The 13,795-nt window shown below is 69.2% G+C and carries 11 protein-coding genes; 8 read left to right on the top strand and 3 right to left on the bottom strand.

What is annotated here, in order from left to right; genetic code table 11:
• The 8 genes from MFF30_RS18570 to MFF30_RS18535 all read left to right on the top strand — a co-directional run.
• The coding region (locus tag MFF30_RS18570; RefSeq protein WP_238280962.1) for a cation diffusion facilitator family transporter at window positions 1-846 on the top strand (846 nt) is incomplete at its 5' end.
• Window positions 847-1,027: 181 nt separating this feature from the next.
• Complete coding sequence (locus MFF30_RS18565) at window positions 1,028-1,276, top strand: hypothetical protein (RefSeq protein WP_238280961.1); 249 nt, start codon at window positions 1,028-1,030, stop codon at window positions 1,274-1,276.
• Window positions 1,277-1,341: 65 nt separating this feature from the next.
• Complete coding sequence (locus tag MFF30_RS18560) at window positions 1,342-1,704, top strand: hypothetical protein (RefSeq protein WP_238280960.1); 363 nt, start codon at window positions 1,342-1,344, stop codon at window positions 1,702-1,704.
• Between the two features lie 140 nt (window positions 1,705-1,844).
• Window positions 1,845-3,212, top strand: a complete 1,368-nt coding sequence (locus tag MFF30_RS18555; protein WP_238280959.1) for an efflux RND transporter periplasmic adaptor subunit — start codon at window positions 1,845-1,847, stop codon at window positions 3,210-3,212.
• Window positions 3,213-3,223: 11 nt separating this feature from the next.
• Window positions 3,224-6,469 carry an efflux RND transporter permease subunit gene (locus MFF30_RS18550; protein WP_238280958.1) on the top strand — a complete coding sequence of 1,082 codons (3,246 nt, stop codon included), beginning with the start codon at window positions 3,224-3,226 and terminating at the stop codon, window positions 6,467-6,469.
• A 4-nt stretch (window positions 6,470-6,473) separates the two neighbouring features.
• On the top strand, window positions 6,474-7,040 hold the full coding sequence (locus MFF30_RS18545) for a threonyl-trna synthetase (RefSeq protein WP_238280957.1): 567 nt from the start codon (window positions 6,474-6,476) through the stop codon (window positions 7,038-7,040).
• A 48-nt stretch (window positions 7,041-7,088) separates the two neighbouring features.
• Window positions 7,089-7,355, top strand: coding sequence for a metal-sensing transcriptional repressor (locus MFF30_RS18540; protein WP_056220763.1), 267 nt, complete (start codon window positions 7,089-7,091; stop codon window positions 7,353-7,355).
• Between the two features lie 7 nt (window positions 7,356-7,362).
• Window positions 7,363-8,688, top strand: coding sequence for an MFS transporter (locus MFF30_RS18535; protein WP_238280956.1), 1,326 nt, complete (start codon window positions 7,363-7,365; stop codon window positions 8,686-8,688).
• Here MFF30_RS18535 and MFF30_RS18530 read toward each other — a convergent pair.
• From MFF30_RS18530 to MFF30_RS18520, 3 genes are read right to left on the bottom strand one after another with little or no spacing between them, the layout of a single operon-like run.
• Window positions 8,661-11,861 carry an efflux RND transporter permease subunit gene (locus MFF30_RS18530; RefSeq protein WP_238280955.1) on the bottom strand — a complete coding sequence of 1,067 codons (3,201 nt, stop codon included), beginning with the start codon at window positions 11,859-11,861 and terminating at the stop codon, window positions 8,661-8,663. The two genes, MFF30_RS18535 and MFF30_RS18530, sit on opposite strands and share 28 nt — an antisense overlap.
• Window positions 11,858-13,360 (bottom strand): efflux RND transporter periplasmic adaptor subunit, encoded by a 1,503-nt coding sequence (locus MFF30_RS18525; RefSeq protein ID WP_238280954.1) that lies wholly within the window; start codon window positions 13,358-13,360, stop codon window positions 11,858-11,860. The genes MFF30_RS18530 and MFF30_RS18525 overlap by 4 nt, the downstream gene beginning before the upstream one ends.
• A complete protein-coding gene (locus MFF30_RS18520; protein WP_238280953.1) occupies window positions 13,357-13,752 on the bottom strand; it encodes a FixH family protein in 396 nt (131 codons plus the stop codon). Before MFF30_RS18520 ends, MFF30_RS18525 begins: the two co-directional genes overlap by 4 nt.
• Window positions 13,753-13,795: the final 43 nt, after the last annotated feature.

The raw sequence follows: 13,795 nt of genomic DNA, 5'->3' as shown, positions 1-13,795 counted from the left end.
GGCATCGCCCTCAACGTCGGCTTCGTCGCCGTCGAGGCCACCTACGGGGTGCTGGGGAACTCGATGGCCCTGTTGGCCGATGCCGGCCACAACCTCTCGGACGTGCTCGGCCTCGTGGTGGCCTGGGTCGCCATGGTGCTGGCCAAGCGCGCCCCGAGCGCCCGCTACACCTACGGGATGAAGGGGTCGTCGATCCTGGCGGCCCTGTTCAACGCGGTGTTCCTGCTGGTCGCGGTCGGCGCCATCGCCTGGGAGGCGATCCAGCGCTTCGGCGAGCCCGTCCCGGTCGCCGGCAAGACCGTGATGGTCGTCGCGGCGGTCGGCATCCTGGTGAACGGCATCACCGCCTGGTTGTTCGCCTCGGGCGCCAAGGGCGACATCAACATCAAGGGCGCCTTCCTGCACATGGCCGCAGACGCCGCCGTCTCGGCGGGCGTGGTCATCGCCGGCCTCGTGATCCTGTATACCGGGTGGACCTGGCTCGATCCCGTCGTCAGCCTCGCCATCGTCGCGGTCATCGTCTGGAGCACCTGGGGACTCCTGCGGGACAGCCTCACGCTGTCCCTCGCCGCCGTCCCGCCGGGCATCGATCCGGCCGCCGTCCGCAGCCATCTCGAAGGACTGCCCGGCGTCACCACCCTGCACGACCTCCACATCTGGGCGATGAGCACCACCGAGACCTGCCTGACCGCCCATCTCCTGATGCCCGGAGGACGTCCCGACGACGTCTTCCTCATGAACGCGGCCGCCGGCATCAAGGAACGGTTCGGCATCGGCCACACCACCCTGCAGGTCGAGACGAGCGCCGACACCGCATGCGCCCTCGCTCCCGCCAACGTCGTCTGAGCCATCGGAAACATGCCCGACCCGAAGGGAATGCCTTAACCTGTGCGACCGGAGGAGCACTGCATCCGCGTGCCGTGAGATCAGTTCGGTACTTTCGTCAGCCGATGAATGAACGGCGGTTTCAGGCTTCGTTCAACCGTCGAAGCCGATCCTGACGGCATCATCCCTTGAGGAACGAGCCATGCGTGTCCGCATCCCAGTCCTGATCGCCGTCAGCCTGATCCTCGCCCCGGCCGCGGCGTCCGCCCAATACTACGGCGGCGACTTCGACAGGCGCGGAGACGTCCATGTCGACCGCTACCACCACGGCGACCACGACGATGTCGTCATCCACCGGCCGCATCGGGATTACGGCGACAGGGCCTTCTACGGGGAGCGTGGGTTCTACGGCGAGCGCAGGCACCACCATCATCATCACGACGACTATTGAGGCGCGAGCCACGTCTCGGGTCACCCGGCATGTACGGGTGGCCCTGAATCGTTCATAAGGCGACCATGACCACGGGACCCCGGATCAGGGCCTACGAGACGATGCTTGGCTGGTGGGCGTCCACCGTCCGCGCGCTTTCGCTCGTCCTGGTCATGGCTCTCGTCGTCCCCGGCGCGATCCATTCCGCCGAGGCTCACCGGTCCGTCAGCCACGAACTCTCCATGTCGGCCCCGGCGGACGGCTCCAGGCCGGACCACGCCGATACCTGTCCGGCCTGCCATGCCAATTGCGGCTGCCACCAGGCCCTGAACGTCGACGGGACGCCCACGCTGCCGTCCCGCGGGACCGCGCGCGCCTCCTACGCGACCGTGACGACCCCCATCGGATCGGTCTCGCCCGACCGCCTTCCCAGGCCGCCTCGCGCCTGAGGCGACGTCGCCACGTCCGTGGCGCGTCCCGGCCGCCCCCCCGCGGGCCCCGGCCGCCTCACCATCGCGATCACCCAGTACGGGACCGTCCCTGACCGCACGAGCGGCGGCGACGTCCCTGGCGGACCCGGCCCATTCCCATGCGTGCATTCCTTTCCGTGGCCTTCCTGGCCATCGGCATCGCCATCGGCGGTGCCTTCCCCCGTGTGTCCGAGGTCGTGCAGGGTGCGCTCGCCGCCGCCGGCCTAACGAACGCCCGGGCGACGCTGCCGACCAACGCAGCCATGACCAAGCCGGCGACACCCGCAGCCGACGATGGCCACGAGCATGCCGACGACGAGCACAAGCACTCGGAGGGCGAGGCCAAGCCGGAAGCCGGAGGCCACAAACACGCCGAAGGCGAGGCGCACGGCCACGATCAGGAAGGCGAGGGCAAGATCAAGATGTCCGCCGAGCAGGCCGCCGAGCAGGACATCAAGCTCGCCACGGTCGAGGGCGGCATCCTCTCGCGCCATCTCCTGGTGCCCGGCACCATCGCCCAGGACGCCGACCGGATCGCTCGCGTCCCCGTACGGGTCGTCGGCACCGTGGCCGAGATGCGCAAGCGCCTCGGCGAGGAAGTTTCCAAGGGCGAGGTCGTGGCCGTCCTCGACAGCCGCGAGGTCGCCGAGGCCAAGAGCGACTTCCTCACCGCGACGGTCAAGGCGGACCTGGAGAAGACCAACTTCGACCGCCAGCAGGCCCTCTGGGACAAGCGTATCTCGGCCGAGTCCGCATTCCTGAACGCCAAGGCGGCCTACTCCGAGGCGACGCTTCGGGTCGACCTGGCACGCCAGAAGCTATCGGCCCTGGGGCTGAACGCGGCCGAGGTCGCCACCTCAGCCAAGAAGGACGAGACCACCCCGAACCTGTCGTCTCTGCGCCGCTACGAGCTGAAGTCCCCGCTCGCCGGGCGTGTGGTCGAGCGCAAGGTCGACGTCGGCACAGCCGTCGGCAAGGAGGGCGACCCGGCCGACGTCTACACCGTCGCCGACCTGTCCTCCGTGTGGATCGAGCTCGCCATCCCGACCACGGAGCTCTCGAAGGTCCGGGAGGGCGCCAAGGTGACCATCGTCGGGGGCGACGACGGCCCCCGCGGCGAGGGCAAGGTCGTCTTCGTCAGCCCGATCCTCAACGCCGAGACGCGCTCCGCCCGGGTCATCGTCGCCCTGCCGAACAAGGACATGGCATGGCGGCCGGGCACCTTCGTGACAACCGAGGTCGAGATCGCCCGCGACCCGGTGAAGGTGCGGCTGCCGAAGTCCGCGATCCAGACCATCGGCGGCGAGAAGGTCGTGTTCGTCCGCACCCAGGAGGGCTTCGAACGCCGGGACGTGACCATCGGCAAGGCCGACGACGACGCCTTCGAGATCCTGACCGGCCTCAAGCCCGGCGACGAGGTCGCGGTGGCCAACTCCTTCGTCCTGAAGGCCGAGCTCGGCAAGGCCGAAGCCGACCACGACCACTGAGGGCGGCCATCATGATCTCGAAGATCCTCGACTTCTCCGTCCACCAGCGTTGGCTCGTGGTGCTGCTGTCGCTGCTGGCGGCCGGCTTCGGCGTGTTCTCGCTGACCAAGCTTCCCATCGACGCGGTGCCGGACATCACCAACAACCAGGTGCAGATCAACACGACGGCGCCGTCGCTCTCGCCGGTCGATATCGAGAAGCAGGTGACCTACCCGGTCGAGACCGCGCTCGCCGGCATCAAGGGGTTGGAATACACGCGCTCGCTCTCGCGCAACGGCTTCTCGCAGGTCACCGCGGTCTTCTCGGAGGCGACAAACGTATATTTCGCCCGCCAGCAGGTCGCGGAGCGGATCGGCGAGGCGAAGTCGACCCTGCCGCCGGGGGCCGAGCCGCACATGGGACCGATCTCGACGGGCCTGGGCGAGATCTACATGTGGTCGATCCACTATGCCCAACCGAAGGATCGTAAGGTCTCCCCGGACGGTAAGGCGGGCTGGCAAGGTGACGGGAGCTACCTGACCCCAGAGGGCCAGCGGCTCGCGACCGAGCTCGAACGCACCGCTTACCTGCGCACGGTCCAGGACTGGATCATTCGCCCCCAGGTGAAGACCGTGCCGGGCGTGGCCGGCGTCGACAGCATCGGTGGCTTCGACAAGCAGTACCACGTCCAGCCTGACCCGATGAAGCTGACCGCCCTCGACCTGTCATTCGCCGACATCGGCCGGGCGCTGGAGGCCAACAACGCAAACCAGGGCGCCCGCTACCTGGAGGACAACGGCGAGGGCTACGTCGTCCGTGCCGCAGGTCGCCTGGAGACCATGGAGGACATCGGCTCCGTGGTCGTGACCACGCGCGGCGGCGTGCCGGTCCGCATCTCGGACATCGCGGAAGTCCGGATCGGGCGCGACCTGCGCACCGGGTCGGGTAGCGAGGACGGGCGCGAGGTCGTCATCGGCACCGCCCTGATGCTGATCGGCGAGAACAGCCGGACGGTCTCGGCCGCCGTCGACGCGAGAATGACGGTAATCCGGCGCACGCTCCCCCCCGGCGTCGAGGTCCAGACCGTCCTCAACCGGACCCTTCTGGTCGAGGCCACGATCCGGACCGTGGCCAAGAACCTGGCCGAGGGCGCCGCCCTCGTCATCGTCATCCTGTTCCTGCTGCTCGGCAACATCCGGGCGGCCATCGTCACCGCCCTCGTCATCCCGGTGGCGATGCTGATAACCATGACCGGCATGGTCCAGGGCCGCATCAGCGCCAACCTGATGAGCCTCGGCGCCCTCGACTTCGGCCTCATCGTCGACGGCGCCGTCATCATCACCGAGAACGCCCTGCGCCACCTCGCGGAGCGCCAGGGGGAGCTCGGGCGCAAGCTCGACCTGGAGGAGCGCCTCGTCACCGTGCGCGCCTCGGCCGAGGAAATGATCAAGCCGTCCCTCTACGGGCAGGCCATCATCATCCTCGTCTACGTGCCGCTCCTCACCTTCACCGGGGTCGAGGGCAAGATGTTCGAACCGATGGCGCTGACCGTCATCATCGCCCTCGTCTCGGCCTTCGTCCTGTCGCTCACCTTCGTGCCGGCGATGATCGCCATCGTCATCACCGGTAAGGTCACCGAGACCGACAACGTCCTCATCCGCGGGATCAAGGCCGCCTACCGTCCTGTCCTTGGCGCCGCCCTGCGCGTCCCGATGACCTTCGTCGCGGTCGCCCTTGTGCTGCTCGTCGGCGCCGGCTTCCTGTTCACCAAGCTGGGGCAGGAGTTCATCCCTCAGCTCGACGAGAAGAGCATCGCGCTGAACGCCCAGCGCATCCCCTCGACATCGCTGACGCAGTCGCAGGCGATGCAGCTGAAGGTCGAGCAGGCGATCAGCAGATTCCCCCAGGTCGCCTACGTCTTTTCGAAGACCGGCACCGCGGAGGTCGCCTCCGACCCGATGCCGCCGAGCTCGTCCGACACCTTCGTCATCCTGAAGCCGCAGGAGGAATGGCCCGATCCGGACCTGTCCAAGGCCGACCTGCAGGAGCAGATCGAGAAGGCCCTTGGGGCGCTCGCCGGCAACGTCTACGAGTTCTCCCAGCCGATCCAGCTTCGCTTCAACGAGTTGTTGGCCGGCACCCGCGGCGACCTCGCCGTGAAGGTGTTCGGCGAGGAGTTCGAGCCGATGCTCAAGGCCGCCAACCAGGTCGCCGCGATCCTGCGGGGGACCGAGGGCGCCGACGACGTCAAGGTGGAGCAGACGGCGGGCCTGCCGTTCCTGGAGATCAAGATCAACAAGACGGAGGCGGCCCGCCTCGGCCTGAGCACGTCCGCAATCCAGGACGTCATCGGCGCGGCCATCGGCGGCCGCGAGGCCGGCATGGTCTTCGAGGGCGACCGTCGCTTCCCCATCGTGGTGCGCCTGAACGACAAGGTGCGCGAGGACCGCGAGGCGCTGGAAAACATCCCGGTGCCGCTGCCTCCCGGCCTCAACGGACGCGCGGCCTCGGTGCTCCTGAAGCAGGTGGCAAGCTTCTCCGTCACCGAGGGGCCGAACCAGATCTCGCGTGAGAACGGGCGCCGCCGGGTCGTGGTCACCGCCAACGTGCGCGGCCGCGACATCGGCTCGCTGGTGGCGGAGGCGCAGGCCAAGGTCGCATCGGGTGTGCAGCTGCCGTCTGGCTACTACGTGACCTGGGGCGGCCAGTTCGAGAACCTGGCCTCGGCCCGGCAGCGCCTGATGGTGGTGGTGCCGGTGTGCTTCTTCCTGATCTTCCTGCTGCTGTTCTCGGCCCTGAACTCGGCGCGGGACGCCCTGCTGGTGTTTAGCGCGGTCCCGCTGGCGCTCACCGGGGGCATCGCCGCCCTGTGGCTGCGGGGCATGCCGTTCTCGGTGCCGGCGGCGGTGGGGTTCATCGCCCTGTCAGGGGTGGCGGTCCTCAACGGACTCGTGATGCTAACCTACATCAAGCAGCTCATCGCGGAAGGGAAGCCGCGCCGGGAGGCCATCCTCGAAGGCGCGATGACCCGGCTCCGGCCGGTGGCGATGACCGCCCTGGTGGCGTCGCTGGGCTTCGTGCCGATGGCGCTGGCGACCGAGACGGGGGCCGAGATCCAGAGGCCGCTCGCGACCGTCGTCATCGGCGGCCTCATCAGCGCGACCCTCCTGACGCTGGTGATCCTCCCCGCCCTCTATGCCCGGTTCGCCCGGACCGCGACGGTCGGTTCGCCGGCCCGGGTGGCGGAGGCGCCGGCGCACCTCAGGGCGGCGGAGTAGCCAAATGCCGTGCCGTCCAGCGCTCGCCATCGCGGCGTGGGCTGCCATTTCGACGCCGGCGGCCGCTTCGGGCGACGAGGCGCCGTTCGGTCTCTCGTGGGGACCGGTCGACCGGATCGCGCCGCCTTCCATGGTCGACCGCGAGGCGAACCTGACCGGGCTGTTCTACTTCCACGACCGGCCGCTCGCCTCGGGCACCGATACGGCCCAGGTCATCCTCGTCGTCTGCCGGGACCAGGGCCTGCAGCAAGTGGTCTGGGTTGGGCGCCCGCTCGGCGACGTCGCCGCCGCGTCGGCGTGGGAGGCGATGCGGCGGGAGGGCGTGCGGCGCCACGGCGAGCCCCGGATCGGACCTGCCGCGAACGCCCTGGAATGGCCGGAGGCGCGCACCACCCTGGCGATGCGCACGAAGGACGACGGCACCCGCATGCTGGTGATGACGGTCTCGGGTCCGGGCTTCGCGGCATGCTCGCAGGTTCACCGCGCCGCCACCGGCCATCCGGCCGAGTCCCACGTCACGGACCTGCTCGGCGAAAACGGACCGCAGGCCGGCCACGACACGCCGCCGTAGCGAGCGACGCCGATTGATGCATCCCCTCCGGGGGGATAGGATCGTGGGATGGAACATGCCTCGCATCCGGATATCGTCAAGCGCCTGAAGCGCGCGCACGGCCACCTCGCCGGGGTGATCGCGATGATCGAGGAGGGCCGCCCCTGCGTGGACCTCGCCCAGCAACTGCATGCGGTCGAGAGCGCCATTACGAACGCCAAGCGCGTCCTCATCGAGGACCACATGGAGCATTGCCTCGCGGACGGCGTCGGGCAGGGAGGCAAGTCCACCAAGGACGCCCTCGCCGAGTTCAAGCTGCTCGCGAAGTACCTGTGAGGACCCGATGCTGAGCGTCCTCGCCCATCGCACCTATCGCCATCTGTTCGCGGCCCAGGTCATCGCCCTGATCGGCACGGGCCTGCTCACGGTCGCCCTCGGGCTTCTTGCATTCCGGATCGCCGGTGACCGCGCCGGCACCGTCCTCGGGACGGCGCTGGCCATCAAGATGGTCGCATACGTCCTCGTCGCCCCGGTGGCCCAGGCATTCACGAGCCGGTTGCCACGACGCGCATTCCTGGTGGGCACGGACCTCGTCCGCGCCGCCATCGCCCTGACGCTGCCCTTCGTCGACCAGGTCTGGCAGGTCTACGTCCTGATCTTCGTCCTGCAATCGGCCTCGGCGGCGTTCACACCGACCTTCCAGGCCACCATCCCGGACATCCTGCCGGACGAACGGGACTACACCCGCGCCCTCTCGCTCTCGCGCCTAGCCTACGACCTGGAGAACCTGCTCAGCCCGACCCTGGCGGCCCTTCTCCTGACGGTCGTGCCCTATAACGCGCTGTTCGGTGGCACAGTCGTCGGCTTCCTGTGCTCGGCGGCCCTTGCGGTGTCCGTGACCTTGCCGACCGCCACCCGGTCCGACCGGCAAGGCGGCATCTACGACCGCACGACGCGGGGCCTCAGGATCTACCTCGCGACGCCGCGCCTGCGCGGGTTGCTCGCCCTGAACCTCGCGGTCGCCGCGGCCGGCGCGATGGTCATCGTCAACACCGTGGTGATCGTGCAGGGCCTCATGGAGCGCCCCCAGGCCGACGTGGCCCTCGCCCTAGGCCTGTTCGGGGGCGGCTCCATGATCGCCGCCCTGACGCTGCCGCGCCTGCTCGACCGGCTCGCGGACCGCGCCGTCATGATCCCGGCGGCGGCCCTGCTCGGCGTGGTGCTCCTCGGCGTCGCCGCCATTACCCGGGGCGGCACCATCGGATGGCCGCTCCTTCTCGCGACCTGGCTCGTCCTCGGCTTCGCCTACTCCGCCGTGCAGACCCCCACCGGCAGGCTTTTGCGCCGCTCGGCGACCCAGGAGGACCGGCCGGCCCTCTTCGCCGCACAGTTCGCCCTGTCCCATGCAGCCTGGTTGCTCACCTATCCGCTGGCCGGCTGGCTGGGGCCGTCCGTGGGGATGCCTGCCACGCTGGCGATCCTCGGGGCGGTGACGCTTGCCGGCGTCGCCACGGCGGCCCGGCTATGGCCGGCGGCGGACCCCGACGTGATCGAGCACGCCCACGCGGACCTCGACGTCCGGCACCCGCACCTGCATGGAGGCCGCAGTCACGCCCACGCATTCGTCATCGACGACCTGCATCATCGTTGGCCAGCCAGGGCGGGATGAGTACCGCTCAATGGGTCCGGCGGCTGACCCGGCTGAAGGACGGACTCGCGCTCGCCTGCGTCCTCCGGGAGCCACCACCCCTTCATGAGGCCGTACACCGCCGGGATCACGACCAGGGTCAGGATGGTCGACGATACCATGCCGCCGATCATCGGCACCGCGATCCGCTGCATGACCTCGGATCCCGATCCGGTGCTCCAGAGGATCGGTAGGAGCCCGGCCATGATGGCGACCACCGTCATCATCTTCGGACGCACCCGCTCGACCGCGCCGATCATGATGGCCCTCCGTAGGTCGGCACGGGTGAGTGCCCGTCCGGCGCGGTCGCATCCGGCCCGGATCTCGGCCAGCGCATGGTCGAGGTAGACCAGCATGATCACCCCGGTCTCGGCCGCGACGCCGGCCAGGGCGATGAAGCCCACCGCGACGGCCACCGACATATTGAACCCCATCCACCACATCAGCCAGACGCCGCCGACGAGGGCGAAGGGCAGCGACAGCATGACGATGAGCGTCTCGGTGAGCCGCCGGAAGTTGAGGTAGAGCAGCAGGAACACGATCAGCAGCGTCAGCGGGACCACGACCTTGAGCCGGGCCGTCGCCCGGTCGAGGTACTCGACCTGTCCGCTCCACTGCACGAGGGTGCCTTGGGGGAGCCTGACCTCGTTGGCGACCGCGGCCCTCGCCTCGGCGACGTAGCCCCCGAGGTCGCGACCGGCGACGTCGACGTAGATGAAGACCGCAAGCTGTCCGTTCTCCGTCCGGATCTGGGTTGGGCCGCGGTTCAACTGCACCTTGGCCACCTCGCCGAGCGGGACCGTTCCACCGCCCGCGATGGGCACCTGAACCTCGGAGGCGATGGATCGCGGATCGGAGCGGAAGGCGCGCGGGTAGCGCACGTTGACGGTGTAGCGCTCGCGGCCCTCGACGGTGTTGGTGACGCTCTCGCCGCCGAGCGCCATCCCGATCACGTCCTGCACGTCGCCGACGGTCAGCCCGTACCGGCCCAGCGCCTGGCGGTCGGGGGTGATGTCGAGGAAGTAGCCGCCCTGCACCCGTTCGGCGTAGGCGCTCGACGTGCCCGGCACCGCCTTCACCACCGCCTCGACCTGGCGGGCGACCTTCTCCATCTCGGTCAGGTCCGTCCCCAGCACCTTGATCCCGACCGGCGTGCGGATGCCGGTGGAGAGCATGTCGATGCGGGCGCGGATCGGCTGGGTCCAGGCGTTCGAGACCCCGGGGAAATGGAGCGCGGCGTCCATCTCGGCCTTCAGGCTCGCCGTCGTGACCCCGGGACGCCACTCGGCCTTCGGCTTCAGGTTGACGATCGTCTCGAACATCTCGCTCGGCGCCGGGTCGGTCGCGGTGTTGGCCCGTCCGGCCTTGCCGTAGACCGAGGCGACCTCGGGGAACGACTTGATGATGCGGTCCTGGGTGGCGAGCAGGTCACCGGCCTTGGTCACCGAGATGCCCGGCAGGGTGGTGGGCATGTACATCAGGGTGCCCTCGTCGAGGTCGGGCATGAACTCCGATCCGAGCCGGCTCGCCGGCCATGCCGTCGCCGCTAGGATGACGAGGGCGATTAGCACGGTGAGGACCCGCGCCTGCAGGACGCCGGCGATCAGGGGCCGATAGATCCAGATCAGGAGTCTGTTCACCGGGTTGCGGTGCTCGGGGATGATCCGGCCTCGGACGAACAGCACCATCAGCGCCGGGACGAGTGTCAGGGACAGCACCGCCGCCGCGGCCATGGCGAAGGTCTTGGTGAAGGCCAGCGGACCGAACAGGCGGCCCTCCTGGCTCTCCAGGGTGAAGATCGGCAAGAAGCTGACCGTGATGATCAGGAGCGAGAAGAACAGCGACGGCCCGACCTCGCTTGCGGCCTCGATCAGGATCTCGACCCGGGGCTTGTCCGGAGACGCCCGCTCCAGGTGCTTGTGGGCGTTCTCGATCATCACGATGGCGGCGTCGATCATGGCACCCACCGCGATGGCGATGCCGCCGAGGCTCATGATGTTGGCCCCGAGCCCCAAAACCTTCATGCCCGCGAACGCCATGAGGATGCCGACCGGCAGCATCAGGATCGCCACCAGCGCGCTGCGGACGTGGAGCAGGAACACGATGCAGACGAGGGCGACGATGGCGCTCTCCTCGATCAGCGTGCCCTTGAGGGTCTCGATGGCCGCCCCGATCAGGTGCGAGCGGTCGTAGACCGGCAGGATCTCCGTGCCCTTGGGCAGGCTGGCGGCGACCTCGGAAAGCCGGGCCTTCACGTTCTCGATGACGTTCAGGGCGTTGGCACCGAACCGTTGCAGGACGATCCCGCCGGCGACCTCGCCGTCCCCGTTCATCTCGGTGATGCCGCGGCGCTCGTCGGGACCGAGCTCGACCTTGGCGACGTCCTTCACCCGCAGGGGCGCGCCCGCCTCGGTCCTCAGGACGATGCTCTCGATGTCGGCGACGCTCTTGAGGTACCCGCGGCCGCGGACGACGAACTCGAACTCGGAGAGCTCGACCGTTCGGCCGCCGACATCGGCGTTGCTCGCCCGGATGGCCTCCCGGAGCTTGGACAGGGTGATGCCCTGCGCCCGCAGCCGGTTCGGATCGACCACGACGTTGTACTGCTTCACGAAGCCGCCGACGCCGGCGACCTCCGCCACGCCCTCGGCACGCGACGCCCCGAAGCGGACGACCCAGTCCTGGAGCGAGCGGAGCTCCGCCAGCGTGCGTTCCTTGGCGACCACGACGTACTGGTAGACCCAGCCGACCCCGGTCGCGTCCGGTCCCAGGGTCGGGGTGACGCCGGCCGGCAGGCGCTTGGCCACGGTGTTGAGGTATTCGAGCACCCGGCTGCGCGCCCAGTACGGGTCGGTGCCGTCCTCGAAGATGACGTAGACGAACGACACCCCGAAGAACGAGAAGCCGCGCACGACCTTCGACCGGGGCACCGTCAGCATCGCGGTGGTCAGCGGGTAGGTGACCTGGTCCTCGATGACCTGGGGCGCCTGCCCGGGGTACTCGGTGTAGACGATGGTCTGGACGTCCGAGAGGTCAGGGATCGCATCGAGCGGCAGGGTCCTCAGGGCGTAGAGCCCGGCTCCGACCGCGAACACCGTCCCGATCAGGACCAGCACCAGATTCCGGGCCGACCAGGCGATGAGGCGGGCGATCATGGCGCCTTCCCCTCGGCGGCGGCCTGGGGGCCGGGATGGGGCTTGGGCTCGGAAAGCCCCTGCAGCGCCGCCTTCAGGTTGCTCTCGGCATCGATGAGGAAGTTGGCCGAGGTCACCACCCGGTCGCCGGCGACGATGCCGTCGCGGATCTCGACGTAGCCGTCGCCGCGGGTGCCGAGCCTGACCGGTCTCGGCTCGAAGCGGCCCTCGCCCCTGTCGAGCAGGACGACTTGTTTCGTGCCGGTGTCGATTACCGCGTCGTCGGGCACCGCCACCACCGGCCTGTCGCTGCCGGTGGCGATCGTCACGTCGGCGAACATCCCCGGGCGCAGGTCGCCGTTCGGGTTCGGCAGCTCGATGCGCAAGCGGGCGGTCCGGGTCGCCATGGCGAGGTGCGGGTAGATCCGGGTCACAGCGCCGGTGAAGACGCGGTCCGGGAACGTCCGGGCGCGCACGGTCGCCGTCTGGCCCTCCGCCACGGCCGCCAAGTCGCGTTCTGTCACGTCGGCCAGGACCCAGACCCTGGAATGGTCGACGAGCTTGAACAGGGTGTCGCCGGACTTGGCGCGCATGCCGTCGGAGACGTTGCGCTCGACCACGACGCCGTCGCGGGGCGCCGACCACGTGATGGTGGAGGGCACCTTCCGGGTGCGCTCGATCTCGTCGATGACCTCGGGCGGGATGCCGAGGTTCTCCAGGCGCCGGCGGGCGCCCTCGTAGCCGATGCCGGTGAGGTACTGCGCGGCGGCCGCGTTCATCTCGGGCGAGAACAGGCGCATGAGCGGCTGGCCCTTGTGCACGTGGTCGCCGGTGGTGACGCCCTCGACCTTCTCGATGAAGGCGTCGGTGCGCATCGCGATGACCGAGATCCGGCGTTCGTCCTCCTCGATGGCGCCGGGCGCGCGCACCGGCATCGACAGGACGCGTCGCTCGACGACCGCCGTCCGGACCCCGGTGCGCTGGAGCTTGCCCGGCGAGATCCTCACGGTGCCGTCGTCGGTGTCCTCGCCCTCGTAGACGGGGAGGTAGTCCATCCCCATCGTGTCCTTCTTCGGAATCGGCGAGGTGTCCGGAAGGCCCATCGGGTTGCGGTAGAAGCGCACCTTGCGGCCCCCCGCAGGCGTCGTGGCTTGACCCATGGCCATGTCGCCGTGGCCGGCGTCGGGCATCGCCTCCGCCTCGTCGGGTTCGTCGAAGCGCACGTCCTCGCTGGCGCGGACGGCGCGATAGTCGCGACCATCCGCGGTGCGTGTCGGCTCGTAGGCGTAGTCCGGCTTCCCGTCCGGGTCCCGGTAGTAGACCACGGGACCCGTGGCCTTGGGCGGGACCCGAGCGGGCGCAGGGGACCCTGTTTCGCCACCTGGCAGCCAGTGGGCGAACCCGGTCCGCGCCTGCTGGACGAACGCCGGCACGGGGCTGCCCTCATGCCCCGCGCCATACCCCAAAACCCCCGCCGCGAGCGCGGCGAGGGTCCCGGCTGCCCAAGCCGACCGGCTCACTTGGTGGCCTTGAACACCAGCTTGTTCTCGACGGTGCCGGTCTCGCCTTGGACCTTGGCCCCGAGCGAGAGGCGCCAGCCGCCGGCCATCGTCAGCTTAGCCTTGAACCGGTAGATGCCGGGTTCCGGCGAGGGCATCTGCTCGATCTTGGAGGTCATCTCCTCCATGCTGTCGGGCGCCATGTCGATCCGCTTGGCGAAGATGACGGCGTTCGGCACGGGCTTGGACGTGCGCTTGTCGACGAGGCGGACGTCGAGGATGGCCTCCCCCTGCTTGGCCTCGTCCTTCACCAGTTGGAACTCGTAGTCCTTGGTGTCGGCCCGGGCCGCGGTGGTCAGGGCGAGGCCGAGCAGCGCAGCCGTGAGGGCGCGCGAAAACGATGTCTTGGACACGGTCGATGATCTCCTGAAAACGATGGGACCCGGGCCTTCAGGC

The organism is Methylobacterium goesingense, from assembly GCF_022179225.1.
GTDB lineage: Bacteria > Pseudomonadota > Alphaproteobacteria > Rhizobiales > Beijerinckiaceae > Methylobacterium > Methylobacterium goesingense.
The sequence above is the reverse complement of the archived record's forward strand: the minus strand, read 5'-3'. Positions and strand labels throughout refer to the sequence as shown.